The sequence below is a fragment of the Rhodococcus sp. 14-2470-1a genome (genome assembly GCF_002259425.1).
Classification (GTDB): Bacteria; Actinomycetota; Actinomycetes; order Mycobacteriales; family Mycobacteriaceae; genus Rhodococcoides; species Rhodococcoides fascians_E.
Genome location: NZ_NPFZ01000031.1, coordinates 162,448 through 188,413, shown reverse-complemented (window position 1 = coordinate 188,413; position 25,966 = coordinate 162,448). Strand labels below are relative to the sequence as shown.

The following is a 25,966-nucleotide window of genomic DNA, read 5'->3' as shown; positions in this document are numbered from 1 at the left end:
GTCTCCTTGGTCGATCCAAAAACGAAGCGCACGTGAGTCATGCGCCGCGTGTGTGGATCAGACGCTAGCTGTCCCCATCGGTTCGCGATGGGCGAGAAGACGGCTCGTGACCTGACTGTGACCTGAGGAGCCGAAGATTTACATCGCCGTAGCGTGCGGGCCCGGAATCAGGCCTCGGGCGGGGCGTCGAGCGTCTCGATGATGACGTCGGCGACGGCCTTCATCGTCGTCCGTCGATCCATCGCGGCGCGCTGAATCCACTTGAACGCCTGTGGCTCCGTGAGCGACTGGGATTCCATCAGCTTGCCCTTCGCCCGCTCGATGAGCTTGCGCGTCTCCAGCCGTTCCTGGAGATCCGCGATTTCGCTCTCGAGCGACGAGATCTCCGTGTACCGACTTGCCGCGAGTTCCACGGCAGGCATCAGGTCGGCTTTGGAGAACGGTTTGACCAGATACGCCATCGCTCCCGCGTCCCGCGCCTTCTCCACGAGTTCACGCTGACTGAACGCCGTCAGGATGACGACGGGAGCTATACGCTTCTCGGCGATTTCCGACGCTGCGTCGATTCCGTCCCGTCGTGGCATCTTGACGTCCATGATCACCAGATCGGGGCGAAGTTCCACGGCGAGGTCGACGGCCTGCTGACCGTCGGCCGCCTCACCGACCACCTCGTAGCCCTCTTCACGCAGCATCTCCACCAGATCGAGGCGGATGAGCGATTCGTCCTCGGCGACCACGACCCGTAGAGCGGGCTTTGCGCTCTCTTGCTGGGCAGGAGCATTCATCGTTTACCAGTCTCCTTAGACACGTCATCGACCAGCAGAAATCCTCGCATGCCCGGCACTGTGCCGCAGACCTCACCTGGTTCCACGAACCCTTCGAGGGTACCGGTGTACGGGGCCTGAAGCGCATCTTCTAAAGTAGTGAACCGCACGAAGACGCCAGCCCTCGTATCCCAATTGGCAGAGGAAACGGATTCAAAACCCGTCCAGTGTGAGTTCGAGTCTCACCGAGGGCACCACCCCCCAGCGTCACTGGTACACCGACCCGCACCGCTGGTCACACGGTGAAGCCGCTAGGCATACAGTGAAGCGATGTACATACCCAGCAATCTCCGATGCCACGACACCGGCGCCGGCACTTTGTGCGCTCAGCGTGTCAATCACCGGTTCGGAGATGCTGCGGACCGGTCGGAACCGAAGTGGGTGTACTTCCAGTGCAGTGCCGACAGCACCCATGTGACCGGATACGTCGATCGACCGGTGACCGCCTGAATTCATGTTCGTAGAGCGCGCATTCGTCGATCCGGTCGATCACGTCGACGACTGGCCCTTCACCGTTCCTGCCGTGGCGGACCTCGTCGGAGACGGACTCGAGTTCCATGCGCCCGTGACGATGCTCGTCGGTGACAACGGCTCGGGTAAGTCGACCATCGTCGAGGCTGTCGCGGAGGGTTTCGATCTCGATTCGCGTGGCGGCCGGGCGTCGAGACTGCCGCGCACGGACACCGTTCGGACCCCGCTGGGTGACGTCATCGAACTCGAGACGACGCCGCGAGGCGCACGGATGCTTCGCGGACCGCGGTTGCAGAAGAAAGGCTTCTTTCTCCGTGCCGAGACGGCTGTCGAACTGACCGAACGTTACTCGGGCGTGCCGGGTTACTGGGACGAGGACACCACCGAATTGAGCCATGGTGAGGGCTTTCTCGCGGTGTTTCGCGCAATGTTCCAGGACCCGGGCTTCTACGTGCTGGACGAACCGGAGTCGGCACTGTCCTTCACGGCCTGCCTTCGACTGGTGGCGTTGATGTCCGAACTCGCCGACGCCGGGGCCCAGGTCGTCTGCGCGACGCACTCGCCTGTGTTGGCGTCGGTGCCCGGAGCCGACATCGTCGAAGTCGGTGACCACGGTCTACGCAGAACCAGTTGGGAGGAACTGGAACTCGTCGCGCATTGGCGTCGGTACCTCGCCGATCCGTCGATGTATCTGCGTCACCTTCTGGACTAGTGTCAGGGCACCGGTAGCTCTCGGCGACGGACGCTTCCCGGTGACTGCCCGACGAGCCTTTTGAATGCTCTCCCGAAGGCTGCTTCGGACCCGTAGCCGCTTCGACGTGCCAGTTCGGCGACAGTGCGGTCACCGGATTTCAGTGCGTCGTGAGCGCACTGCATCCTCCACCGAGCGAGGTAGCGCATGGGTGCTTCACCGACGAGTGTGGCGAAGCGTGCGGAGAAGGCCGACCTCGACATCGAGACTTCGGCGGCGAGGGTCGCCACGGTCCACGGCTTGTCCGGCGAGCGGTGAATCACCGCCAGCGCTGGGCCGATCCCTCGATCCTGCAGTGCACCGAGCCAACCGGATCCGGCCGCGGGATCGTTCTCGATCCACCACCGCAGCGCCTGGATGACGAGGATGTCCGACAACCGCGTGATCACGGCTTCCCCGCCGGGTCGGACTCGCTGGGCCTCGTCGGCGACGAGGCCGAGTGTGCTGTGCATCCACGACAGCTGCGGTGTCGGTGCCGACTCGACGACGATCAGCGACGGCAGGCAGTCGAGCAGCTTTCCGACCGACGGGTGATCGAGCCGCACGGCTCCACAGATCATGGTCGTCGGGGATCCGGTGCCTCCGTGGCGGACGACGGCGTATCGATCGCTGATGTAGTCGTGGTGCAACTCGTGCACGAGGGGCGCGGAGTCGGCGAGGGAGGCGTCGCTGGACAGGACATGTCCGGAACCGTCCGGCACCAGCGCGAATTCGCCCGGGGCGAGCCACCGAGGCTCGGCGCCGTCGACCTCGAGGAGGCCTCGTCCGGCGACCACGACGTGAAACCACAGGCAGTCCTCCATGGGGGGCATCGCGAGTCCCCAGGGCTCGGCCAGCTCGGACCGACAGTAGAACGCACCGGTCATTCGGACGAAATGCAGGGCTTCGCCGAGCGGGTCGGATGTTCTCCATGGATCGTGGCCGCGCATCGACCGATCGTACGACGTCGTGGACGAACGAGCATGAAGTAGCGACGAACGAGCATGGATCGTCCAGCCACTCGGAGGCATGCTGGACGAACCGACAGAAGGGACACCGTCGTGCTCGAGAAGGTTGCATCCATCGCCACCACGACCTCTGCCGTCGGGTGCGGGCTGACAGCGGGGGTGCTGCTGGCGTTCTCGGTCGGCGTCATGCCCGCGCTGAGAACGCGACCCGCCGCCGACGCCGCTGCCACGATGCAGCAGATCAACAACGTGATCGTCTCACCTGTGTTCCTGACGGTCTTCCTCGGCGCCGCTGCTGCTGCAGTGGCCGCGGCCGTCACGAGCCTTGCGTCGGGCGGAGATTCGGGGACGCTCGTCGTTGCCGGCGCCGTGGTGTACGTGGTCGGGTGCGTAGCGGTGACGGTCGCAATCAACGTGCCGCTCAACGATTCTCTGGCCTCGGTCGACCCGTCCAGCAGCCACGGTGCTTCGGTGTGGGCGGACTACCTCACCCGCTGGACGCGGTGGAACCATGCCAGGACTGCGGCGGCCACTCTGGCGTGTGCTGTGTTGACCGCGGCGGCGCGGATCTAATCTGCTTGCGGTTGCTCGTGACGATGACGGATCTCGGCTTCGAACTTCTCGATCAGAGCATCCGCCTCGGCGAGCTCGGCGCCTTGCGCACCCTCGTCCATCGATTGGTCGCGGCCGCGCTTGAGCACAGCGAGTTCTGCGTCGAGTTCATGATTGTCGAGTACTCGTGGATCCAACATAGCTCCATTGTCGTCGACGACGCCGGTGCCCGCACGCGATTGGGCCTGACATGCTGGTGGGATGACCACGGTGCACAGCTTTCCGCCGATAGTCGACCGTTCGTCGCACACGTTGATCCTCGGCTCCATGCCCGGAGTGGCGTCACTGAGAGCGGCGCAGTACTACGCGCATCCTCGTAACGCGTTCTGGCCGATCATGGGTGCGTTGTTCGGTGCGGGCCCGGAGAAGGCCTACGACGAGCGAACAGCGATTCTGCTCGCGCGTGGAATCGCGGTGTGGGATGTGGTGAAGCTATGCACGCGGCGCGGGAGCCTCGACTCCGCGATCGTCGATTCGACTGTCGTGACGAACGACTTCGACTCCCTGCTCGGCGAATTTCCTTCCATCCGGCGCATCGTCTTCAACGGAGCCAAGGCGGAGACGAGTTTCGTTCGTCACGTCGCCCCGTCCGTACGCGATGTCGCTGTACGTCGGCTTCCGTCGACCAGTCCCGCTCACGCCTCTCTGTCCTTCGACCGAAAGCTCGACGCGTGGCGAACGATCGCGCAGCCTCGGCCGGCGATATCTGGGTCCTACGGTCGAGACGAGGGCCACCAGGAGAACGACGACGAACACGATCGGGTAGACCGACGTAACCGGAATCCACGCCCATGACGGGACGCCGAGCATGAATGTGCCGATGACGGCAGTGCCGCTGGGCGCCGTCCAGTACCAGGCGACGAACGGGGCCACGACGAGGGCCGGCACCGCCCAGCTCCAGGACCGAGCGGATCTCGCGGCCCAGTCCAGTACCACCACGACCAACGGCACGCACCACACCCAGTGATGCCCCCACGAGAACGGGGACACCATGGGTGTTGTCAGGCCGCAGATCGTCAACGACAACAATCGAGCGCCTCGTCGCTCGGCCGCCACCGCGCACCACAGTCCGATCGCGCCGACGACGAGAACACAGCCGAGCCACAGCACCATCGGCGGGGACCCGTCGGACCAGAGTCGAGCGAGCACACCGTGCACCGACTGATTCGCCGGCGACGGTAGCCACCCGATCCGATCGGACTGGAAGATCGCGCTGGTCCAGAAGGTGCGTGCGTCGTCGAACAACAGAATCGATCCCGCGAGGACGGTGGCGACGAACGTCGCGACGGCCACCGCCGCAGTCCGGAACTGTTTGATGGCAAGCGCGTACACGACGAAGAATGCCGGCGTCAGTTTCAACCCCGCGGCGAGGCCGACGCCGATTCCTCGTAGGCGACTGCCGTCGGGACGGCCGAGGTCCCACAGCACGAGGATCAGCAGTAGAAGGTTGATCTGCCCGAGCCACAGCGTCATTCGAACTGGTTCGAGCCAGGTGAACGCAATCGCCGACCCCAGGGAGACGACATGAGTGGGCGCTCCGCGATATCCGAGAATCCGCCAACTCGACAGCACCGCGAGATAGAGAAGCAGGATGTTGACGATGCCCACGACCGCCGTCGTGGCCGAGATCGGTAGCACGGCAAGCGCAACGAACACCACAGCAGCGAACGGCGGGTAGGTGAACGGGAGCGCTGTGTCGAACAGCGAGAACGAATACAGGCCCTCACCGGTCAGCAACGTCCCGCCGCCGTGCCGGTACACGATGGCGTCGACCCCGTTTCCGAACAGTCCGTACAAGCCGGCGAATCCCAACGTCCACGCGTGTGCGACGAGCGCGACGGCTGCGGCGACAACTGCACACGTGACCCATCGCCCGTCGTGTCGTCGAAACGTGTCTGTTCCCGGCATGAATCGGAGAATATTGCGAATCCGCGAAATGTCACGGACGACACGGGTGAACTTTGTCGTTTCGACGCTGGATCGTTAGCAGAGGCCACGCCGATCCATGCCACCATCGATTGATGCGGATGTGGCAGAAGTTACTGATGTTGCGTTCCGTCGTCGTGATCGCGCTCGCTGCGAGTGTCCTCGCGATCGCCGGTCCCGCGTACGCCGGTCCCGCCGAAGCCGCCCGTGTGGTCGATGTGCGCGCCGTGTCCGCAACTCACTCGGTAGTCGACGTGTACTCGCCGTCCATGGACAAGGTGATCTCGAACGACGTCCTGCGGCCTTCCCACGGCGGCACTCTTCCCACCCTGTATCTCCTGAACGGTGCACTCGGGAACGAGGACGGCGTGGGATGGCTCGGAAACTCTTCGGTAGCGGAGTTCTTCGCCGACAAGAACGTCACCGTCGTCATGCCGGTCGGTGGGAGGTTCAGCTTCTACACCGACTGGCAGAACCCCGACCCGGTGCTCGGAAACTACAAGTGGCAGACGTATCTCACCCGCGAACTGCCCCAGGCGATCGACGGCCACTTCGGCTCGACCGGGAAGAACGGCATCGCCGGCCTGTCCATGAGCGGAGGCCCCGCGCTCGATCTTGCCATTCAGGCACCGGACGTGTTCGATGCCGCGGCGTCGTTCAGCGGCTGCCCTGCACCCTCGAATCCGTTTGCGATGGCGGGAATCTCGACGATGATCGCGGGTGGCCTGAACAATCCGTTCAACATGTGGGGATTGCCCGGCAACCCTGCGTGGCGCGAACACGACCCGGCCGTGAACGTCGAAAGACTGCGCGGCACATCGGTGTACGTCAGCGCATCGGAGGGGCAACCGGGGCCGGTGGACCGTATCCCTGTCGGCGCTTTCCCACCCGTCGGCGGAATCGTCGTCGAAGCGCTCGTCAACTACTGCACGTCACTGTTCGTCGACGCTCTGCACCGAACTGGAGTTCCGGCAACGATTTCCATGCGTGAGCGGGGCGCCCACACCTGGCCGCTCTTCGAAGACCAGCTACGCGAAGCCTGGACCACGACGATCGCACCTGCCCTGGCCTGAGCGTCGAGCCCCCGAGTCAGGCCTTCCGTGGGAAGTGCCTGATCAGACCTTCCTGCACCACGGTCGCGAGAAGCAAGCCGTCCATCGAGAAGAACCTACCCGTGGCCAGGCCTCTGGACCCCGCCGCGACGGGAGACTCCGTCGCGTACAGCGCCCAGTCGTCGAACCGGAACGGTCGATGGAACCAGATGGAATGGTTCACCGTCGCCGCGACAATACGGTCGAACCCCCAGGACAGACCGTGAGTGGTGATGATCGAGTCGAGCACCGTCGTGTCCGACGCGTATCCCATCGTGGCGGCGTGGAAGATCGGGTCGTCGGGAAGGTCGCCGTCGGCTTTCATCCACACGCGGTTGTGGTTGAGTTTCTCCCCGGTCCCCTGCAGAATCCACGCCGGATCGTTCGCGTAGCGCATGTCGATCGGTTTGAGGGCGTCGACGAACATCTGCAGCCTGTCCTCGTACCCGACGAAGTGGTCGCCGAGCGGCGGCAATGCGTCCGGGTACGGAACATCGGGCAGTTCGACACTGTGCTCGAGCCCGGTGCCGAAATCCTGGAACGCGGCGAGCATCACGAAAATCTCGTTGCCGTCCTGATAGGCCGTGACCTGCCTGTTCGCGAATGCTCGACCGTCGCGGTGTCGATCGACGTGATACTCGATCGGCTTCTTCACATCACCGCCACGGATGAAGTGCGCGTTGATCGCGTGTACATCGCGGGTCGTTCCCGTGACCGTTCGGCCCGCCGCGATGAGCGCTTGCGCCACCAGCTGACCACCGAACGTGCGACTCCCGACCTGGCGAGGATGCACTCCCCGAAATTTGTCCTCGCCGAACTCCTCGAGCTGAAGCAGCTCGAGGAGTGTGTCCAGGTCGCTCGTCACATCACGATCACTGCTGGGCGCAGTAGCTGCGCCGGTTCCCCCCGCGTCGGTCACTTACCGGTCCTCTTCCCCAATTCGATGCACGTGGATCAAGTTGGTCGAGCCTACTGTGCCGGGAGGCGCTCCGGCGACGATCACGACCTGATCGCCCCTGTTGTAGCGGCCGAGCTCCAGGAGTGCCTTGTCCACTTCGAGAACCATCGCGTCGGTGGTCGCGACCTCGGGGACCAGGAACGTCTCGGTTCCCCAGCTCAGCGCCAGCTGCGAGCGCACCTCGGGAATCGAGGTGAACGCCAGCAGTGGAAGCGACGTGTGCAGGCGCGCCAACCGTCGAACGGTGTCTCCGGACTGAGTGAACGCGACGAGCGCCTTGGCGTCGAGACGTTCGCCGATGTCCCGCGCAGCGTAGGAGATGACGCCTCGCTTGGTACGCGGAACGTGAGTCAGAGGAGGAACGGGATCGCCCTCGCTCTCGACCGTTTCGACGATGCGGGCCATGGTGCGGACGGTCTCCATCACGTACTTGCCGACGGAGGTCTCACCGGACAACATGACCGCGTCGGTGCCGTCGAGCACGGCGTTCGCGACGTCGGACGCCTCGGCCCTGGTAGGACGGGAGTTCTCGATCATCGACTCGAGCATCTGGGTGGCGACGATGACGGGCTTGGCGTTGGCGCGGGCGATCTGAATCGCGCGCTTCTGCACCAGGGGAACCTGCTCGAGAGGGAGCTCGACGCCGAGGTCGCCGCGGGCGACCATGACCGCGTCGAACGCGAGCACGATGGCTTCGAGGTTGTCCACGGCTTCGGGCTTCTCGAGCTTCGCGATGACCGGCACTCGGCGACCGACGCGATCCATGATCGCGTGCACGAGCTCGACGTCCGCGGGGGAACGAACGAACGACAGTGCGATGAAGTCGACTCCGAGCGACAAGGCGAACTCGAGATCGGCAATGTCCTTCTCGGACAACGCCGGAACGGACACGTCCATGCCGGGCAGGGACACACCCTTGTTGTTGCTGACCGGTCCGCCTTCGGTGACGCGGCACAGCACGTCGTTGCCTTCGACTCCGGTGACGACCAAGCCGACCTTGCCGTCGTCGACGAGGAGCCTGTCACCTTCCTTGGCGTCCTGCGCCAATTCCTTGTACGTGGTCGACACGCGATCGTGCGTGCCGTCGCACTCGTCGACGGTGATGCGTACCAATTCACCGGCGGCCCAGGTGGTCTTGCCTTCCGTGAACCGTCCGAGACGGATCTTGGGTCCCTGTAGGTCGGCAAGGATGCCGACGGCTTTGCCGGTGGCATTCGAGGCCGCTCGGACCCACTCGTAGTTGGCCTGATGATCGGGGTGATCACCATGGCTGAAATTCAACCGAGCGACATCCATTCCACTCTCGACGAGTTCGCGGATTCGCTCAGCGCTGGCGGTTGCAGGTCCAAGGGTGCAAACGATCTTCGTACGTCGGCTCACGACCACGAGCGTAGTCGGTGCCCCTCACCTTCTCTACGGCAGAGGTAGCCGACGCAACACTACTGGCCGGTAGTAGTGAGTTGCCACAGGTGAACAGACCTGGATCGGTACAGACTACGACTTCACAACGGTGCTGATCACACCACTGCGAGAGGCAGAGCCGTCGGATGAACGGGCGACGGAAGGTCGGAGCGACCGGTCAGGAACGCGTCGACGCCATGCGCCGCGGACCGTCCCTCTGCAATGGCCCAGACCACCAAAGACGCGCCGCGATGAGCGTCGCCGCAGACGAACACGCCGGGAGCGGTGGTCTGCCAGTCGGGCCCACAGGAAAGCGAACCGCGACGAGTGAGCGACAGGCCGTAGTCGTCGAGAAGAGGACTGTGCTCGACACCGTCGAATCCGATCGCGAAGAGCGCGAGATCGCAGGGAAGCTCGACTTCCTCACCGATGGGGGTGATGATCCGTCGGCCGTCTGCGTCGCGCTGTACCTCGACCTCGGCGAGGACCATCGCTCGAACGCGGCCGTTCTCGTCGCCCAGAAAACGTTGGACGGCAACCTGATGCCGCACGACACCACCCTCGGCGTGGGCCGGTGAGGTGCGCAGAACGAGGGGCCACGACGGCCACGGCGACTTGGAGTCGTCCCGAGCATCCGGAAGCGCCTGGTTGTAATCCAGCTGCGTCACCGACGCGGCGCCCTGACGGTGCGCCGTGCCGAGACAGTCGGCTCCGGTGTCTCCGCCGCCGATGATGACGACGTGCTTGTCCTTGGCCGAGATGGACGTGGGGCCGTCGCCCTCGCATTCCTTGTTCGACGGCACCAAATGCTCCATGGCGAGGTGGATACCGCTCAGACCACGACCCTCGACCTCGGTGTTGTCCCGCGCCCGCAATGCACCGACAGCAAGAACCACAGCGTCGAACTTCGCCCGCAACTGTTCGACGGTGAAGTCGATTCCGACCTCGCAGTCGGTGACGAAATGGGTACCCTCCGCACGCATCTGCATGAGGCGCTGATCCAGAACCGACTTCTCCAATTTGAACTCGGGGATGCCGTACCGAAGCAGACCTCCGAGCCTGTCGTCCCGTTCGTACACGGTGACGTCGTGACCCGCGCGGGTCAGCTGCTGCGCGGCGGCGAGGCCGGCCGGGCCGGAGCCGACCACCGCGACGGTCTTACCCGTGCTGATCGTCGGCGGCTGCGGTACGACGCTGCCTTCGTCCCACGCAAGGTCCGCGATGGTCTGCTCGACGCGCTTGATCGTCACGCTTCCACCGGTCTCGCTCTCCGAGATCGAGAGCACGCACGCAGCTTCGCAGGGTGCAGGACACACACGGCCGGTGAACTCCGGGAAGTTGTTCGTCGCGTGCAGGCGATCGCTCGCAGCGTCCCAGCGGTCTCGACGCACCAGGTCGTTCCACTCCGGAATCAGGTTGCCGAGGGGGCAGCCCGCAGTTCCGGAGTGGCAGAACGGAATTCCACAATCCATGCACCGGCGTGCCTGATCGGAGACCTCGGCTGCTCGCTCGTCGGCAGGCTGGTGCGAGTAGACCTCTTTCCAGTCCTTGACCCGCTCACCGATCGGCCGCTTCGCTGCTTCCTGCTTGACGATGTTCAGAAATCCTCGTGGGTCAGCCACGTGCAGCCTCCATGATTGCTGAGTCGACGTCGCGCCCCTCGGCGCGCGCCATCGAGGTCGCCTCCAGCACACGCTGATAGTCGACGGGCATGATCTTGGTGAACAGAGCGGAACGGCGCGGCCAATCCGCGAGCAGCGACGACGCCACCGCGGATCCCGTCCACTTCCGGTGGTTCTCGACGGTGTCCCGCAGCCATGCGAGATCGTCGGGATCGGGCGTCTGCAGAGACACCATGGCCATGTTGACGTTGCTCTCGTCCAGCCCGAGGACGAAGGCGATACCTCCGGACATACCGGCGGCCATGTTGCGTCCGGTCGGTCCGAGGACAACGACACGGCCACCTGTCATGTACTCGAACGCGTGGTCGCCGACGCCTTCGTTGACCGCAGTCGCGCCGGAATTCCTGACCGCGAACCGCTCCCCCACCCGTCCGCGCAGGAAGACCTCACCCGCAGTGGCGCCGTAGAGAATGGTGTTGCCGGCGATGACGTTGTCCTCCGCGACGAAGGTGGCGTCGGATGACGGCCGGACGACGACGCGGCCGCCCGAAAGCCCCTTTCCGACATAGTCGTTGGCGTCACCGATCAGATCGAGGGTGATCCCGGTGGGGAGGAATGCACCGAGCGACTGACCTGCGGACCCTGTCAGTTCGACGCGCACCGTGTCGTCGGGAAGCCCCGCACCGCCGTACCGGCGTGTGACCTCCGCACCCAACAGAGTGCCGACGGTTCGGTTGACGTTGCGCACCGGCAGTTCCAGTTTCACGGGATGCGCATCCTCGAGTGCACCCTCGGCCAACTGGATCAGGGTTCGGTCGAGCGCGAGATCGAGTCCGTGGTCCTGACCGCGGAGGCGTCGACGCTGCGTCATCGGTGCGCCGTGCTGATCCTTCGGCATGGCGAAGATCGGCGTCAGGTCCAAGCCCTTGCTCTTCCAGTGCGCCACACCGGCGGCCGTCTCCAGAGCATCTGCGTGCCCGACGGCTTCGTCGATGCTGCGGAAACCGAGCTGCGCCAGATACTTGCGCACGTCCTCGGCCACGAACCGGAAGAAGTCCTCCAGGAACTCGGGCTTTCCGGTGAACCGTTTGCGTAGTTCCGGGTTCTGGGTCGCCACGCCCACCGGGCACGTGTCGAGATGACACACACGCATCATGATGCATCCCGACACGATGAGCGGAGCCGTCGAGAATCCGAACTCCTCGGCACCGAGCAGCGCCGCCACGATGACGTCCCTGCCGGTGCGGAGCCCACCGTCGCACTGCACCGTGATTCGGTCGCGGAGTCCGTTGAGTACCAGAGTCTGCTGAGCGTCGGCGAGACCGATCTCCCACGGAGCGCCCGCGTGCTTGAGCGACGTCAACGGCGCCGCACCCGTGCCGCCGTCGTAACCCGAGATCAGGACGACGTCGGCGTGCGCTTTGCTCACACCCGTTGCCACGGTGCCCACTCCGACCGAGCTGACGAGTTTGACGTGGACGCGTGCATTCTCGTTGGCGTTCTTGAGATCGTGGATCAGCTGCGCCAGGTCCTCGATGGAGTAGATGTCGTGATGCGGGGGCGGCGAGATGAGACCGACACCCGGCGTCGAGTGACGGGTCTTGGCGACCCACGGATACACCTTGTAGCCGGGCAGTTGACCACCCTCACCAGGTTTCGCGCCCTGCGCCATCTTGATCTGAATGTCGCTGGCATTGACCAGATAGTCGCTCGTGACCCCGAAGCGGCCGCTCGCCACCTGCTTGACCGCGCTGCGACGAGACTTGTCGTACAACCGATCCGTGTCCTCGCCGCCCTCACCGGAATTGGAGCGACCGCCGAGGTTGTTCATGGCGACGGCCATGGTCTCGTGCGCTTCGGCAGAGATCGACCCGTAGCTCATCGCACCGGTGTTGAACCTGGTGACGATCGACTCGGCCGACTCGACCTCGTCCAGCGGAACAGGGGCGCGCAGGCCTTCCTTGAACTCGAACAAACCGCGGAGCGCACCACCTTCCCGCGCCAGCCGGTCCACCTCGCTGCTGTACTTCTGGAACACGTCGTAACGCCCGGTGCGGGTCGCGTGCTGAAGCAGGAAGACGGTTTCCGGAGTGAACAGATGCAGCTCGCCCTCGCGACGGAACTGATATTCACCACCGATGTCGAGACGACGGTGGACCCGGTCGGTGGGGTTCTCCGGGTAGGCGCGACGATGCCGCAGCTTGACTTCCTCGGCGAGAACGTCCAGGCCGACACCGCCGAGGGTGCTGACCGTCCCCTTGAAGTACTCGCGGACGACCTCCTTGTCGAGACCGACGGCCTCGAAGACCTGCGCACCGGTGTAGGAGCCGACCGTGGAGATGCCCATCTTCGACATCACCTTGAGCACGCCCTTGCCCAGTCCGTACAGGTAGTTGCGGACCGCGACCGTGGACTCGACACCGGTGAGTTCACCCTCAGCGACGAGATCCTCGATGGACTCCATCGCCAGATACGGATTGACCGCCGCTGCACCGAAACCGATCAGCAGGGCGAGGTGGTGGACCTCGCGTGCGTCACCGGACTCGACGACGAGAGCGACCTTGGTGCGTTCCTTGGTGCGCACCAGGTGATGGTGGACTGCAGCCGTGGCCAACAGCGACGGAATCGGCGCGTACGTGTGGTCGGAGTCCCGATCGGAGATGATGAGCGTTCGGTATCCGGCGGCGATCGCATCACTGGCACGACGACGCAGATCCTCGAGGGCTTCGGCGAGCCCCTCGCCGCCGCGCTCGACCTCGTACAGTGCCCGCAGCACAGTGGCCGACAAGCCAGGGTGATCGCCGTCGAAGTTAGTGTGAATGATCTTGTTCAGTTCGTCGTTGTCCAACACCGGCCACGGCAGAACGATCTGACGGCACGACGCAGCGGACGGTTCGAGCAAGTTCTGCTCCGGGCCCATCACTCGCGTCAGCGACGTGACGATCTCCTCGCGAATGGAATCGAGCGGCGGGTTGGTGACCTGGGCGAACAGTTCGATGAAGTAGTCGTACAGCTGCTTCGACCGCTGCGAGAGCACAGCGGGTGGCGTGTCGGTTCCCATCGATCCCAACGGCTCACCGCCCGACGCGGCCATCGGCGTCAGCACGACGCGCAGGTCTTCCTCGGTGTACCCGAACGCAACCTGCCGACGAACCACCGAGTCGTGGTTGTACTGGATGTGCGCACGATCGGGCAGGCTCTTGATCTCGAGCAGGCCTGCATGCAGCCATTCCTGATAGGGGTGCTCCGACGCGAGCTGCAGTTTGATCTCCTCGTCGGGAACGAGACGGCCTGCCTCCGTGTCGATCAGGAACATCTTGCCGGGCTCGAGCCGTCCCTTGGCCACCACCTCGGACTGCGGCACGTCCAGCACACCGGCCTCACTGGCGAGAATGACCCGACCGTCCTCGGTCTGCCACCACCTGCCCGGACGAAGACCGTTCCGGTCCAGCACGGCCCCGACGTACGCACCATCGGTGAACGTGACGCAGGCGGGACCGTCCCACGCCTCCATGACCGACGCATGGAACTGGTAGAACGCCCGCACCGCCGGATCCATGGTGCGGTGGTTCTCCCACGGCTCGGGGACCATCATCATGACCACGTGCGGCACGCTGCGCCCGCCGAGATGCAGAAGTTCGAGGACCTCGTCGAGAGACACCGAATCCGAACCGTCCGGATTGCAGATCGGGTACAGACGCTCCAGATCACCGGGAATGAGACTCGACGCCAGCATCGCCTCACGGGCGCGCATACGGTTTCGGTTGCCCTTGACGGTGTTGATCTCACCGTTGTGCGCGACGTACCGATGCGGGTGCGCCAACGGCCACGACGGAAACGTATTGGTGGAGAATCGACTGTGCACAATGGCAATTGCGCTCATGCACAACGGGTCACGAAGATCCGGGAAGAACAGCGGCAACTGCATCGTCGTCAGCATGCCCTTGTAGACCATCGTCCGCGAGGACAGCGACGGGAAGAACAGCCCGGTGCCGGCAGCTTCGATCTCCGGTGTCACCCGCTCGGCCCGCTTCCTCAAGCCGTAGACCAAACGATCCAGTACCACGCCCGACGGCCTGACGCCGTTCACCTCGGGAGCCGTCACGAACAGATACGTCATGTGCGGCATACAGCCCAGTGCCGTCACACCGATATCGGCCTTGTCCGGATCGACCTCGACCTCGCTCCACCCGAGAATTGACAGACCCTCCTCGGCGGCAATCGCTTCGACCCGAGCCACGGCGGCAGCCCGCTCACGTACTCCTTGCGGCAGAAAGCACATACCGGCGGCAAACGTGTTCGCGCCGTCGGCGGCGGCGTCGGGCAACGGGAAGTCCGCGAGGGAGGCCAACAGTTCGACCGGAAGCTGAATCAGAATGCCTGCGCCGTCACCACTGTTCGGCTCGGCGCCCGCAGCACCCCGATGCTCCAGATTCTCCAGGGCGAGAACGCCGTCGGCGACGATGCTGTGAGAGCGGCGACCCGCGATGTCCGCGATCATCGCGACGCCGCAGGAATCCTTTTCGCGAGACGGGTCGTACAGCCCCTGCTCCGCCGGCAACTGTGAGAACAGCAAATCCGCCACCTCCCTCTCGGCCAGGGAGGCACCGCAGAGCGAACGGCACTCGAAACATCACGGCGCCGTCTCGTTCTCCTCGGCAACTCCGCTAGCGATCAGCTCCGACACGATTCTAGGCTCGTGGGAGCTCTTGTTTCACTGAACGGGTCTACCGGGACAACTCTGGCCCGCGAAGGAATTCGGCCGTCTCAGCACCGAATGACTGGAGCTTACCGTAGCTCTTGACAAACACCGAAACCACCAGACCGGCTTACCTCCACCGGCAGGCAGCCACCAGCGAACGATGCCGGCGGATTCAGTCCCGCAGCGGGCGTCCGTTTTGATCGCGCACGTTCCCGGTGAGCATCATGATCCCGTCGATCAACGGCCAGATTCCGCCGATACCGCACGTCAACCACGTCACCGCAATCTGTGCAACGGCCATCCCTGGCTGATTCAGGTAGAACCGTCCGGCACCGAACGGACCGAGGAGTATTCCGAGCACCCCGCCGGTCACCTTCGACTTGTCGGACAACGGCTCGCCCGTCACCGGATGACGGCCGTAGGGAGCGACGGGATCCACACCGTACGGTCCCACGGCATACGCGGGTGGCACGGGATACCCGGGCGGCGGACCGTAGCCATCCGGAGCACCGTAGCCCGGTTGCGGACCGTAACCCTGTGGACCGAAACCCTGCGGAGCACCGAAACCCTGCGGAGCACCGAAACCCTGCTGGGGACCGTAGCCCTGGGATCCGCCATAGCCCTGCTGCGGACCGTAACCCTGTCCGTCGTACGGGCCCGGTTGCGGATAGTTCGGATCCGGCGGGCCGTACACGGGGCCGCCCGGTGCGCCGAATGCAGTCGTCGGTGAATCCGCTTGGTAAGGCGGGTAACCCTGAGAATCAGGGGCGTGAGCGGCCGTCGGATCACCGGCCGCGGACGCGCGCTTGCCCAGATCGACCGTCGGCTGCGGTGTGGTGTCCGGAGTGCTGGGCGGCGGGTAGCTGGGACTTTCACCCCAACCCGGACCGTTCCCGACCCCGGAGTGGACGTCCCAGCCTGGGCCGGACCCGGAACCGGAGCCGACGGCTCCCGTCACCGGGCCTGCCTCCGAGGTGGCAGGCGGCTCGGACAGCGACGCCTCGGCGGTTGCGTCGTAGTCGAACGACGAGGCGAACTCGGGCCGCGACTCGGTGCCGTCGGATGCGCTACCGGAACCGGATTCCTGATTCTTGTCGGACTCGCTCACCGGTCACTCCTTGTTCGAGGTGGACTGCGCATCGGTCCCCGGCGCCGCGTTGTCGCCGGACGGAACCTCGGCAGCATCGTCGCCGTCGGATGGTTCGTCCCCGGACCCGTCCTCGCCTTCGGACCTGTCGCCGGCCGCGAACCGGTCGTCGTCGAACCTGTCGTCGTCGGACCGGAGCGATGCCGGGTCCTCGCGGCCCTTGGTGGCGAGGACGAAGTACAGCACGGCAACCACGAACACGATGGCCGACGTGAAGCTGTTGATGCGGATGCCTGCGATGTGGGTGGCGTAGTCGTCGCGCATGAGCTCGACCCAGAACCGACCTGCGCAGTACCCCGCAACATAGAGTGCGAACAGACGACCGTGGCCGATCGAGAACCTGCGGTCCACGACGACCAACAGCGCCACGACGGCGAGACTCCACAGCAGTTCGTACAGGAACGTCGGATGGACGATCTTCTCCACGACGCCCGTCGACACTCCGGTGAGTTGATCGATGCGGCCCGAGTCGTTCACGCGCTCGTAGATCTCGAGTCCCCACGGCACCGTCGTGTCACGGCCGTACAGTTCCTGGTTGAAATAGTTACCGATGCGGCCGATGGCCTGAGCCAGCAGAATCGGAGGACCCACGGCGTCGCCGAACGCGGGCAACGGAATTCCTCGTCGCCTGCACGCGATCCAGGCGCCGACACCACCGAGAAGCACCGCGCCCCAGATTCCGAGGCCGCCCTCCCACACCTTGAGTGCCCGCACGGGATCGCCACCTGGACCGAAGTACGTGCTCCAGTCGGTCGCCACGTGATAGAGCCGCCCGCCCAGCAGACCGAACGGGACCGCCCACACGGCGACGTCGAGAACCGTGCCCTTCGTGCCTCCACGAGCAACCCACCGCCGATCGCCCCACACGATGGCAACGACGATCCCGACGATGATGAACAGTGCGTACGCACGCAGAGCCAGAGGCCCGACGTACCAGACTCCCTGAGGAGGACTGGGAATGTACGCGAGTACTGCGGACGACGCGGAGCTGCCGGACATCACGACGCCACGTTAGCGGATCGGACGCCTTCGGCGAGTTCCGACGTGAGCTCGGCGACCGCATTTAGGCCGCGGTCCACGGCACTGACGAGCGCTGATCCGACGATGACCGCGTCGGCGAACTGCGCGATCTCGGCAGCTTGCGCACCCGACCGGACACCGAGGCCGACGCCCACCGGAATGTCCGAGTGGCGACGAATACGGGCCGTCAGTTCGGGCGCCGCCGAGGACACGGCATCGCGGGCGCCGGTGACACCCATCGTCGACGCGGCGTAGACGAACCCGCGGCTCGCCGCGACCGTGCTGGCGATACGCTCCTCCGTCGACGACGGCGCGACGAGGAAGATGCGGTCGAGGTCATGTCTGTCCGACGCTTCGATCCACTCCCCTGCCTCGTCGGGGATGAGATCGGGCGTGATGATGCCGAGCCCTCCTGCGGCCGCGAGATCACGAGCGAACGCGTCGATCCCGTAGCGCATGACCAAGTTCCAGTACGTCATCACCACGGCCTTGCCACCCGCCGCGGAAACCTTTTCCACGACGGTGAACACGTCGCGCACCCGTGCACCCGCGCGCAGCGCCGTGTCGGCTGCGGCCTGGATCGTCGGTCCGTCCATCACCGGATCCGAGTACGGGATTCCGACCTCGACGATGTCACAGCCGGCCGAGACCATCGTCTCGAAGACCTCGATCGACTTGGGAACCGTCGGGAATCCTGCAGGCAGATACCCGACGAGGGCAGCACGATTCTCCGATCGGCACTGCGCAAACGTGTCCGCGAGCCTCGAACGTCGTTCGGTCATGCTTTCTCGCCCTTCTCGCCGTCTACTTCTGCATCCCCGTCACCGTCGACGAGGCCGAACCACTCCGCCGCGGTGTCGACATCCTTGTCGCCCCGACCGGACAGGTTGACCAGGACGATGGCGCCCTCGCCGAGTTCCTTGCCCAGCTTCAACGCTCCGGCCACCGCGTGCGCGGACTCGATGGCAGGGATGATTCCTTCGGTACGACTCAGGAGCCGGAACGCATTCATCGCCTCGGTATCGGTGATGCCGCGGTACTCGGCACGGCCGATGTCGTTGAGGTACGAATGCTCCGGACCGACACCCGGATAGTCCAGACCGGCCGAGATGGAGTGCGACTCGATGGTCTGGCCGTCCTCGTCCTGCAACAGGTACGAGTAGGTGCCGTGCAACGTGCCGGGCGAACCACCACTGATCGTTGCGGCGTGCCTGCCCGTCTCCACACCGTCGCCCGCCGCTTCGAATCCGATCAGCCGCACCGACGGATCGTCGATGAAGGCATGGAAGATGCCGATGGCGTTCGATCCGCCACCGACGCAGGCCGCGATGGCGTCGGGCAGCCGCCCGGTGGACGCTTGAACCTGCTGCCGCGCTTCGAGTCCGATGATGCGCTGGAAATCGCGCACCATCGCCGGGAAGGGATGCGGTCCGGCGACGGTGCCGAAGCAGTAGTACGTGTTGTCCGCGTGGGCAACCCAGTCCCGCAGCGCCTCGTTGATCGCGTCCTTCAGCGTGCGAGACCCTGACTTGACCGCGACGACCGAGGATCCGAGCAACCGCATGCGGGCGACGTTCAGCGCCTGACGCTCGGTGTCGACCTCGCCCATGTACACGACGCATTCGAGACCGAGCAGAGCGCACGCGGTTGCCGTTGCGACACCGTGTTGTCCCGCACCGGTTTCCGCGATGACCCGCGTCTTACCCATGCGCTTGGCCAGGAGAACCTGACCGAGCACATTGTTGATCTTGTGAGATCCGGTGTGGTTGAGGTCCTCTCGCTTGAGGAGGATGCGTGCGCCGCCTGCGTGCTCGGACAGACGGGTCGCCTCGAAGACAGGTGACGGACGCCCCGTGTAATCACGCTGGAGTCGATCGAGCTCGCCGAGAAACTCGTTGTCCGAGCGAACCTTGTCGTACTCGGCCGTGACCTCTTCGATGACACCCATGAGCGCCTCGGGCACGAACCGGCCACCATAGACGCCGAAGTGCCCACCTACGTCGGGATCGTGTTGGCTACGGTCGGTCAGCCCCAGACTGCTCTGAGGTAGATCGCCGCCCTTGAAACCGGGGTTCGTCTGCGCGCTGCTCACCCGAACAGTCTGCCCCAGCGGTCGACAGCAGCGACCATCGGGGCAGGATCGATCGGAAGCCGGACGGGCCTGTCAGCGAGCGGGGCGAGGGCAGGACGGGTGTGTGCCCGCGGTGACGAGATCCGACACGGCCGTACGGGGATCGCCGCTGGTGACCAGACCTTCTCCGACCAGAACGGCGTCCGCTCCTGCGCCTGCATAGGCCAGAAGGTCAGCAGTTCCACGCACTCCGGACTCCGCGACACGGATTACCTCACTGGGCAGCCCAGGAGCGATGCGACCGAAGCTGTCACGGTCGATTTCCAGCGTCTTCAAGTTGCGGGCGTTGATCCCGATCACGCGGGCACCCGCCTCGAGCGCTCTGTCGGCTTCGGCTTCGGTGTGAACCTCGACGAGCGCGGTCATTCCAAGCGACTCCGTGCGATCGAGCAACGACACGAGTGCGTCCTGCTCCAGCGCCGCGACGATCAGCAGAATTACGTCGGCACCGTGCGCCCGCGCCTCGTGAATCTGGTACGGACCGACGATGAAGTCCTTGCGCAACACCGGGATACTCACGGCCTTGCGTACTGCGTCCAAGTCCGCGAGCGAACCGTGGAACCGTCGTTCCTCCGTGAGCACGCTGATGATGCGTGCTCCACCCTGCTCGTAGGCCTGGGCGAGTGTGGCGGGATCACCGATCTCGGCAAGCGCGCCCTTCGACGGACTTGCCCGCTTGACCTCGGCGATGACACCGATTCCGTCCTCGTGCAGCGCCGCCGTCGCGTTCAGCGGTGCGGATGCTTTCGCCGCTGCCGCCTTCACCGTCGCGAAGTCGACTACCGACTCCCGGGCAGCGACATCGGCTCGCACACCGTCCAGAATCGAATCGAGAACAGTCATGGTGACCCGAGTCCTTTCCCATCGATGACCTGATGTGAGAAAACTCATTTCAGGCCTGCCCTAGCGTAGTCGGCAGCTTCAGTCTTCTTTTCTCCGGGTGCCCGACGGGTCAGTGGGGTCCTCACCGGCGTCGAGTGCGTCCCACAGCATTCGTTCCGTCAAGTCCTCCCCCTCGTCGTTCGAAGCGGCCCGGTCCGTGGCCGACGATGCTGCCGCTGATGCTCGTCGTGCCACTTCCTCACGACGCGCAGCGGGTGCGTCGTATTTCGAAGACAGTACCTTCCGTGCGGTCGGTTTCCTAAGCAGCATGACCGCGGCGAGCGCTGCGCACAGTGCGCCCACCAGTGCGACGACCGCGGGCAACGTGAACGCCTCCGCGCCGACCACGTCCGCACGCCCAGGGAGTTCGGCCAGATCCGCAGCCCTCGCCTCCGATACGTCCGAGACCAGAGCTTGCACTGCGGGAACCCCTGCCCCGACCGCCACGAGCCCCACGAGAACCGCGAGAACCCGAGAAGCCCACCCGCGCACCGCGAACGACGCGGCAACCGCCGCCACCAACGCCAGAGCCAACGGAGTCGATGCCGCTGCCCACGTGCTTCCGAGAAGATCCGTCGCCCGGTTCTCCCCGAGCCCGTCGGACGAGATCACGTGAACCCACGTCATCCGGGAACTCCCCCACAGGCACAGCGCCCCGATCAGCATCGCGACGACGGGGATCGCCGCGGCTCTCGATTTCGCCGGTCGCCCGGTGCCCGACGCCGGAGCTGCGGTCACTTCTCGTTCCCTCCCGCCGCATCGTTGCCGACGGCTCGGAGGGATTCGGCCGCGGCAACGGCGCCCAGAACCGCCATCGCCTTGTTCCGTGCCTCGGTGTCCTCGTACTCTGCGACCGAGTCGGCGACCACACCCGCTCCGGCCTGTACATAGGCCGTGCCGTCTTTCATCAGAGCCGTGCGAATCGCGATCGCAGTGTCGGCGTCACCGGAAAAGTCCAGGTATCCGACGATCCCGCCGTACACACCACGCCGCGTCGGTTCGAGTTCGTCGATCAACTCCATCGCGCGCACCTTCGGCGCACCGGACAGCGTTCCTGCCGGGAAGCACGCCTTGACTGCATCGAGTGCCTGCTTGTCTTCGGCCAGATGTCCCGAGACGACGGACACCAAATGCATGACGTGGCTGTATCGCTCGATGTGGCGATAGTCGTGCACCCGCACGGTGCCCGGCGTGCACACGCGCCCCAAGTCGTTGCGACCGAGATCGACCAGCATCAGGTGCTCGGCGTTCTCCTTCTCGTCCGCCAGGAGGTCCTTCTCGAGGAGGATGTCCTCCTCCTCGGACTCGCCTCGCCACCTCGTACCGGCGATCGGGTGAGTCGTGGCGACACCGTCGACGACGGTCACGAGAGCTTCGGGGCTGGATCCGACGATCGAGAACGCGGTCTCGCCGTCCTCGCCCGGCACGTGCAGCAGGTACATGTACGGGCTGGGATTCGACGCTCGAAGCATGCGATACACGTCGAGCGGCGTGGCGTCGGTGTCCATTTCGAATCGCTGCGACAGCACCACCTGGAAGGCTTCGCCCGCCTCGATTTCCTTCACGAGCCTGTCGACGTCCCGTCCGAATCCTTCGGACGTGCGCTGACGGCGGTAGTCCGGCTTGGGTCGGCTCACCGTCGACACGGTCGAGGGTGCGGGCGCCGCGAGATCCGCGCACATTCGGTCCAGTCTGCGAACTGCGTCGTCGTACGCCTCGTCGACACGATCGTCCGTGCCGTCCCAGTTCACCGCGTTGGCGATGAGAGTGATCGCGCCTTCGTGGTGATCGACGGCCGCGAGATCGGTTGCCAGCAGCATCACCATCTCCGGCACCTGCAGGTCGTCCTGAGCGTGCTCCGGCAGCTTCTCGATACGCCGAACAGCGTCGTACCCCATGTAGCCGACCATGCCGCCCGTCAACGGCGGCAGATCGGGAAGCCGTTCCGAGCGCAGTAGTTCGAGCGTCCTTCCCAGAACGTCCAGCGGGTTGCCGCCGGTCGGGACGCCCGCGGGGACGTTGCCGCGCCATACCGCCTCACCGTCGGCCGTCGTCAACGCTGCAGGTGTTCCTGCACCGATGAACGACCACCGTGACCAGGACCGGCCGTTCTCGGCGGACTCGAACAGAAACGTGCCCGGCCGGTCGCCACCGAGCTTGCGGTAGGCGGACAGTGGGGTCTCCGAGTCCGCGAGAACCTTGCGCACCACCGGCACCACTCGGTGCTCGGCTGCGAGCGCCCGAAAGACCTCGCGACTGGTTGTCGATTCCGCATCCGGATCGGAGTGGACGCCGGGCAGGGTGGTGGTCTCGCCATGCATGCGTACATCCTCCCAGGTGCCCGACAGAAGGTGTGGTGCGCGGTGGTCTTCGAACTTACCGAGCGGTAGCGTCGCAGGAATGAAACCAGGAGATCGTGTAGAGAACTTCACGTTGCCGGACCAGAGCGGAACCCCGCAATCGCTCGACACTCTGCTGCAGAACGGGCCCGTGGTGCTGTTCTTCTACCCCGGCGCACTCACACCGGGCTGCACCGTCGAAGCCTGCCACTTCCGCGACCTCGCCGCCGAGTTCGCCGAGGCCGGTGCCACTCGCGTGGGAATCAGCACCGATGCAGTTTCCAAGCAGGCCGAGTTCGCCGACGTGAAGTCCTTCGACTATCCGCTGCTGTCGGACGAGTCCGGCGCCGTCGCCACACAGTTCGGAGTGCGACGCGGCCTGCTCGGCAAGCTGTCCCCGGTCAAGCGGGCAACGTTCGTCATCGACACGGACCGGACCGTTCTCGACGTCTTCACCAGCGAATTCAGGTTCGAGGCGCACGCCGACCACGCGCTGGAGTTCGTTCGGAACCGCTCGAAGGCATAGCCACCGCACGGGGCGATAACGTGAACCTTCAATCGAGTGAAACACTGTGTTGACTACAACCAACTGTTCGCTCGAAAGAAGGGTTGCCCCGCGATGGCCGAGTCGGTAGACCACTCCGAACCACGCTGGCTCACCGACAGCCAACAAGAGGCCTGGCGCTCCGTAGTCGCGATCATCACCCGACTCCCCGCGGCTCTGGACACGCAGCTCCAGCGCGACTCCTCGCTGACACACTTCGACTACTTCGTGTTGTCCGTGCTGTCCGAGGACCCGAACCGGCGAATCCAGCTGCGCGACCTCGCCAAATTCGCCAACGCATCGTTGTCGAGGTTGTCCCACGTGGTGACCAAGCTCGAGAAGATCGGCTGGGTACGCCGCGAGAGCATCGAAGGCTCACGTGGCAGCTACGCCGTCCTCACGGACGCAGGAATGGACAAAGTCGTCGAATCGGCACCAGGCCACGTCGCCACCGTCCAAGCCCTGCTGTTCGAAGGACTCGACGACGACCAGGTCACCGCACTCGGCCGACTCAGCTCCACCATCCTCACCCAACTCGACAAGGGCATTGCCGAAGGCACAGGCAAAGCCTGACTGCACTAGCTCAACAGCACGTCGGCATCGAAGCAGGTGTGGTCACCGGTGTGACAGGCGCCGCCTTCTTGATCGACGACGAGGAGAACGGTGTCTCCGTCGCAGTCGAGTCGAACCTCGTGGACGTACTGGGTGTGGCCGGACGTCTCGCCCTTCACCCAGTACTCCTGCCGCGAACGCGAATAGTAGGTTCCCTTGCGCGTTTCCAGCGTCCGAGCCAGGGCTTCGTCGTCCATCCAGGCGACCATCAGAACGTCACCGGACGACTTCTCCTGAGCTACGGCGCTGACGAGACCCGCCTCGTTGCGTTTGAGGCGTGCCGCGATAGCGGGGTCGAGACTCATGACAACCGTTATACCTCTCGAATCGACAGCGACACCCTCGGTACGACCGAGGGGCGCATCACCTGACGACGATGCCGTCGCTGCGCATTGCGTCCTTGACCTGGGAGATCGTGAGATCCCCGAAGTGGAAGACGCTGGCCGCGAGGACTGCGTCCGCGCCTGCCCTCACCGCCGGCGGGAAATGCTCGACCAGTCCTGCTCCGCCGCTGGCGATCACCGGCACGTGCACGGCTCGACGAACCTCTGCGATCATCGGCAGATCGAAACCCGCCTTGGTTCCGTCCGCGTCCATCGAGTTCAGCAGAATTTCGCCGACACCCAGTTCGGCACCACGAACCGCCCACTCGACAGCATCGATGCCCGTACCGCGCTTTCCACCGTGCGTCGTCACTTCCCAACCCGACGGTGTGTCCTGCCCGCCGGTCGGCACGGTCCTCGCGTCCACCGACAGCACGATGCACTGTGATCCGAACCGTTCGCTCAGTTCGCGGAGAAGCTCCGGGCGCGCGATGGCGGCGGTGTTCACGCTCACCTTGTCCGCGCCTGCACGCAGCAGCCTGTCGACGTCCGCGACGGTGCGCACTCCCCCGCCGACGGTCAGCGGAATGAACACCTGCTCAGCAGTTCGGCTGACGACGTCGAGCATCGTTGCGCGGTCCGAAGTGGACGCGGTGACGTCCAGGAACGTCAATTCGTCGGCACCTTGGGCGTCGTAGGCCGCCGCGAGTTCCACGGGATCGCCTGCGTCCCGCAGGTTCTCGAAGTTCACGCCTTTCACGACGCGGCCTGCGTCGACATCGAGGCACGGGATGACACGTACGGCGACGCTCATCGCACTCGTCCTTCCAGGAAATCGGCGGGATCACCGAGGTCGGTGATGACCTTCAGCAGTTCGTCGTGTGCTCCGGGAGAGGCAGCGAGCACCGACGTCGAATCGACGGTCCACGGCTCACCCGCCAGGTCGGTGACCACGCCGCCTGCTGCCTGCACCAGCAGCGCGCCCGCCGCGTTGTCCCACGCACGGTGACCGAACACGACGCATCCGCCGAGCACTCCGCTCGCCGTGTAGGCGAGGTCGACGCCGGTGGCACCGTGCATACGCAAGCGGGAGGACACCTTCGACAGCTCTTCGAGGATTCGCACCCGGTACAGGCCTGGCGTGCGGCCTCGGCTGGCGATGTTGAACGCACCGAACCCGATCATCGAATCCGACAGTGCGCGACTGCCCAGTCTCGGCAATGCCTCACCGTTCAGGTGCACCTGCCCACCGGCTGCCGCCGTGAACCGGTGCCCGACGAGCGGGAGCCAGGTCAACCCGAGCACCGGCACGCCGTCGTGCAGCAACGCCAACAACGTTCCGGCCGAGGGCAATCCGGCCGAGTAGTTGAACGTCCCGTCGATGGGGTCGAGGACCCACACCGTGCCCGTACTCAGATCCGGCCCGCCGAACTCTTCACCGTGAACCGCAATCCCGGTGTGCTCGACCAGTTCTGCGGACAACCGCTTCTCCAGTTCGAGATCGACCGCGGTCGCGAAGTCGTCCGGCCCCTTCTGCACCGCGCTCGGAGCACCGACGCCCGCGACGAAGCGGTCGTGGGTACCGTCGAGCAATCGACCGGCGATCTCCAGCAACCGTTGCGGGTCCTCGGGCAGGCTCATCGATGAAATGTCTCTCGTCTTC

23 protein-coding genes, 1 tRNA gene and 1 pseudogene are annotated in these 25,966 nt (G+C 65.0%); 7 read left to right on the top strand and 18 right to left on the bottom strand.

Going from position 1 to position 25,966, the window contains the following annotated elements; all coding sequences use genetic code 11:
• Nucleotides 1–167 precede the first annotated feature (167 nt).
• Nucleotides 168–785, bottom strand: a complete 618-nt coding sequence (locus CH292_RS20670; protein ID WP_019665841.1) for an ANTAR domain-containing response regulator — start codon at nt 783–785, stop codon at nt 168–170.
• A 159-nt stretch (nt 786–944) separates the two neighbouring features.
• Between CH292_RS20670 and CH292_RS20665 the strand changes: the two genes are divergently transcribed.
• Nucleotides 945–1,021, top strand: a tRNA-Leu gene (locus CH292_RS20665).
• Nucleotides 1,022–1,278: 257 nt separating this feature from the next.
• Nucleotides 1,279–2,007, top strand: coding sequence for an AAA family ATPase (locus tag CH292_RS20655; protein ID WP_033188593.1), 729 nt, complete (start codon nt 1,279–1,281; stop codon nt 2,005–2,007).
• 2 nt (nt 2,008–2,009) lie between these two features.
• Here the strand turns inward: CH292_RS20655 and CH292_RS20650 are convergent, their stop codons facing one another.
• Nucleotides 2,010–2,975 carry an AraC family transcriptional regulator gene (locus tag CH292_RS20650; RefSeq protein WP_094655606.1) on the bottom strand — a complete coding sequence of 322 codons (966 nt, stop codon included), beginning with the start codon at nt 2,973–2,975 and terminating at the stop codon, nt 2,010–2,012.
• Between the two features lie 111 nt (nt 2,976–3,086).
• Here CH292_RS20650 and CH292_RS20645 point away from each other — a divergent pair, with 111 nt between their 5' ends.
• On the top strand, nt 3,087–3,566 hold the full coding sequence (locus CH292_RS20645; protein WP_020112025.1) for a DUF1772 domain-containing protein: 480 nt from the start codon (nt 3,087–3,089) through the stop codon (nt 3,564–3,566).
• Here CH292_RS20645 and CH292_RS28660 read toward each other — a convergent pair.
• Nucleotides 3,563–3,745: a hypothetical protein gene (locus CH292_RS28660; protein ID WP_019665846.1), complete on the bottom strand. Its 183-nt coding sequence runs from the start codon at nt 3,743–3,745 to the stop codon at nt 3,563–3,565. The two genes, CH292_RS20645 and CH292_RS28660, sit on opposite strands and share 4 nt — an antisense overlap.
• Nucleotides 3,746–3,806: 61 nt before the next feature.
• Here CH292_RS28660 and CH292_RS29430 point away from each other — a divergent pair, with 61 nt between their 5' ends.
• The gene (locus CH292_RS29430) at nt 3,807–4,400 is read left to right on the top strand and encodes a DNA-deoxyinosine glycosylase (RefSeq protein WP_094655605.1); all 594 of its coding nucleotides are present in this window, start codon (nt 3,807–3,809) and stop codon (nt 4,398–4,400) included.
• Between the two features lie 198 nt (nt 4,401–4,598).
• Here CH292_RS29430 and CH292_RS29425 read toward each other — a convergent pair.
• Nucleotides 4,599–5,513: pseudogene (locus CH292_RS29425) on the bottom strand (glycosyltransferase 87 family protein); the annotation flags it as partial.
• Between the two features lie 119 nt (nt 5,514–5,632).
• Between CH292_RS29425 and CH292_RS20625 the strand changes: the two are divergent.
• Nucleotides 5,633–6,604, top strand: a complete 972-nt coding sequence (locus tag CH292_RS20625) for an alpha/beta hydrolase-fold protein (RefSeq protein WP_019665848.1) — start codon at nt 5,633–5,635, stop codon at nt 6,602–6,604.
• A 16-nt stretch (nt 6,605–6,620) separates the two neighbouring features.
• Here CH292_RS20625 and CH292_RS20620 read toward each other — a convergent pair whose 3' ends face one another.
• The 11 genes from CH292_RS20620 to CH292_RS20570 all read right to left on the bottom strand — a co-directional run bounded on the left by CH292_RS20620 (nt 6,621) and on the right by CH292_RS20570 (nt 22,806).
• Nucleotides 6,621–7,487, bottom strand: coding sequence for an acyl-CoA thioesterase (locus tag CH292_RS20620; protein WP_373454692.1), 867 nt, complete (start codon nt 7,485–7,487; stop codon nt 6,621–6,623).
• A gap of 54 nt (nt 7,488–7,541) precedes the next feature.
• Nucleotides 7,542–8,960, bottom strand: coding sequence for a pyruvate kinase (gene pyk / locus CH292_RS20615; protein ID WP_080738273.1), 1,419 nt, complete (start codon nt 8,958–8,960; stop codon nt 7,542–7,544).
• A gap of 137 nt (nt 8,961–9,097) precedes the next feature.
• The gene (locus tag CH292_RS20610; protein ID WP_019665851.1) at nt 9,098–10,603 is read right to left on the bottom strand and encodes a glutamate synthase subunit beta; all 1,506 of its coding nucleotides are present in this window, start codon (nt 10,601–10,603) and stop codon (nt 9,098–9,100) included.
• Nucleotides 10,596–15,179: a glutamate synthase large subunit gene (gene gltB / locus CH292_RS20605; RefSeq protein ID WP_094655604.1), complete on the bottom strand. Its 4,584-nt coding sequence runs from the start codon at nt 15,177–15,179 to the stop codon at nt 10,596–10,598. Before gltB ends, CH292_RS20610 begins: the two co-directional genes overlap by 8 nt.
• 298 nt (nt 15,180–15,477) lie before the next feature.
• Nucleotides 15,478–16,413 carry a TM2 domain-containing protein gene (locus CH292_RS20600; RefSeq protein ID WP_037180699.1) on the bottom strand — a complete coding sequence of 312 codons (936 nt, stop codon included), beginning with the start codon at nt 16,411–16,413 and terminating at the stop codon, nt 15,478–15,480.
• A 3-nt stretch (nt 16,414–16,416) separates the two neighbouring features.
• Nucleotides 16,417–17,451, bottom strand: coding sequence for a prolipoprotein diacylglyceryl transferase (gene lgt, locus CH292_RS20595; RefSeq protein ID WP_094655589.1), 1,035 nt, complete (start codon nt 17,449–17,451; stop codon nt 16,417–16,419).
• Nucleotides 17,451–18,254: a tryptophan synthase subunit alpha gene (gene trpA, locus CH292_RS20590; protein WP_094655588.1), complete on the bottom strand. Its 804-nt coding sequence runs from the start codon at nt 18,252–18,254 to the stop codon at nt 17,451–17,453. The genes lgt and trpA overlap by 1 nt, the downstream gene beginning before the upstream one ends.
• Nucleotides 18,251–19,564, bottom strand: a complete 1,314-nt coding sequence (gene trpB / locus CH292_RS20585) for a tryptophan synthase subunit beta (RefSeq protein WP_037107692.1) — start codon at nt 19,562–19,564, stop codon at nt 18,251–18,253. Before trpB ends, trpA begins: the two co-directional genes overlap by 4 nt.
• A 72-nt stretch (nt 19,565–19,636) precedes the next feature.
• On the bottom strand, nt 19,637–20,446 hold the full coding sequence (gene trpC / locus CH292_RS20580; RefSeq protein ID WP_037107691.1) for an indole-3-glycerol phosphate synthase TrpC: 810 nt from the start codon (nt 20,444–20,446) through the stop codon (nt 19,637–19,639).
• Nucleotides 20,447–20,524: 78 nt separating this feature from the next.
• Nucleotides 20,525–21,223: a TIGR02234 family membrane protein gene (locus CH292_RS20575; RefSeq protein ID WP_094655587.1), complete on the bottom strand. Its 699-nt coding sequence runs from the start codon at nt 21,221–21,223 to the stop codon at nt 20,525–20,527.
• Entirely contained in the window at nt 21,220–22,806 is a 1,587-nt protein-coding gene (locus tag CH292_RS20570) for an anthranilate synthase component I (RefSeq protein ID WP_019665859.1), read from the bottom strand. The genes CH292_RS20575 and CH292_RS20570 overlap by 4 nt, the downstream gene beginning before the upstream one ends.
• 79 nt (nt 22,807–22,885) lie before the next feature.
• On the opposite strand from CH292_RS20570, the gene CH292_RS20565 reads away from it, so the two are divergent.
• Complete coding sequence (locus CH292_RS20565) at nt 22,886–23,350, top strand: peroxiredoxin (protein ID WP_033188589.1); 465 nt, start codon at nt 22,886–22,888, stop codon at nt 23,348–23,350.
• 93 nt (nt 23,351–23,443) lie between these two features.
• Nucleotides 23,444–23,941: a MarR family winged helix-turn-helix transcriptional regulator gene (locus CH292_RS20560; RefSeq protein WP_019665861.1), complete on the top strand. Its 498-nt coding sequence runs from the start codon at nt 23,444–23,446 to the stop codon at nt 23,939–23,941.
• Nucleotides 23,942–23,946: 5 nt separating this feature from the next.
• Here CH292_RS20560 and hisI read toward each other — a convergent pair whose 3' ends face one another.
• From hisI to CH292_RS20545, 3 genes are read right to left on the bottom strand one after another with little or no spacing between them, the layout of a single operon-like run.
• Nucleotides 23,947–24,285 carry a phosphoribosyl-AMP cyclohydrolase gene (gene hisI / locus CH292_RS20555; RefSeq protein WP_019665862.1) on the bottom strand — a complete coding sequence of 113 codons (339 nt, stop codon included), beginning with the start codon at nt 24,283–24,285 and terminating at the stop codon, nt 23,947–23,949.
• Between the two features lie 58 nt (nt 24,286–24,343).
• On the bottom strand, nt 24,344–25,117 hold the full coding sequence (hisF, locus tag CH292_RS20550) for an imidazole glycerol phosphate synthase subunit HisF (RefSeq protein ID WP_019665863.1): 774 nt from the start codon (nt 25,115–25,117) through the stop codon (nt 24,344–24,346).
• Nucleotides 25,114–25,944, bottom strand: coding sequence for an inositol monophosphatase (locus CH292_RS20545; RefSeq protein WP_094628901.1), 831 nt, complete (start codon nt 25,942–25,944; stop codon nt 25,114–25,116). The genes hisF and CH292_RS20545 overlap by 4 nt, the downstream gene beginning before the upstream one ends.
• Nucleotides 25,945–25,966: the final 22 nt, after the last annotated feature.

Coding starts and splice junctions, on each gene's coding strand:
- CH292_RS20670 (WP_019665841.1), bottom strand. CDS start 785: ATGAATGCTCCTGCCCAGCAAGAGAGCGCAAAGCCCGCTCTACGGGTC.
- CH292_RS29430 (WP_094655605.1), top strand. CDS start 3,807: ATGACCACGGTGCACAGCTTTCCGCCGATAGTCGACCGTTCGTCGCAC.
- CH292_RS20565 (WP_033188589.1), top strand. CDS start 22,886: ATGAAACCAGGAGATCGTGTAGAGAACTTCACGTTGCCGGACCAGAGC.
- CH292_RS20545 (WP_094628901.1), bottom strand. CDS start 25,944: ATGAGCCTGCCCGAGGACCCGCAACGGTTGCTGGAGATCGCCGGTCGA.
- CH292_RS20570 (WP_019665859.1), bottom strand. CDS start 22,806: ATGCATGGCGAGACCACCACCCTGCCCGGCGTCCACTCCGATCCGGAT.
- CH292_RS20655 (WP_033188593.1), top strand. CDS start 1,279: ATGTTCGTAGAGCGCGCATTCGTCGATCCGGTCGATCACGTCGACGAC.
- CH292_RS20560 (WP_019665861.1), top strand. CDS start 23,444: ATGGCCGAGTCGGTAGACCACTCCGAACCACGCTGGCTCACCGACAGC.
- CH292_RS28660 (WP_019665846.1), bottom strand. CDS start 3,745: ATGTTGGATCCACGAGTACTCGACAATCATGAACTCGACGCAGAACTC.
- CH292_RS20625 (WP_019665848.1), top strand. CDS start 5,633: ATGTGGCAGAAGTTACTGATGTTGCGTTCCGTCGTCGTGATCGCGCTC.
- hisF (WP_019665863.1), bottom strand. CDS start 25,117: ATGAGCGTCGCCGTACGTGTCATCCCGTGCCTCGATGTCGACGCAGGC.
- lgt (WP_094655589.1), bottom strand. CDS start 17,451: ATGTCCGGCAGCTCCGCGTCGTCCGCAGTACTCGCGTACATTCCCAGT.
- CH292_RS20650 (WP_094655606.1), bottom strand. CDS start 2,975: ATGCGCGGCCACGATCCATGGAGAACATCCGACCCGCTCGGCGAAGCC.
- hisI (WP_019665862.1), bottom strand. CDS start 24,285: ATGAGTCTCGACCCCGCTATCGCGGCACGCCTCAAACGCAACGAGGCG.
- trpC (WP_037107691.1), bottom strand. CDS start 20,446: ATGACTGTTCTCGATTCGATTCTGGACGGTGTGCGAGCCGATGTCGCT.
- trpA (WP_094655588.1), bottom strand. CDS start 18,254: ATGACCGAACGACGTTCGAGGCTCGCGGACACGTTTGCGCAGTGCCGA.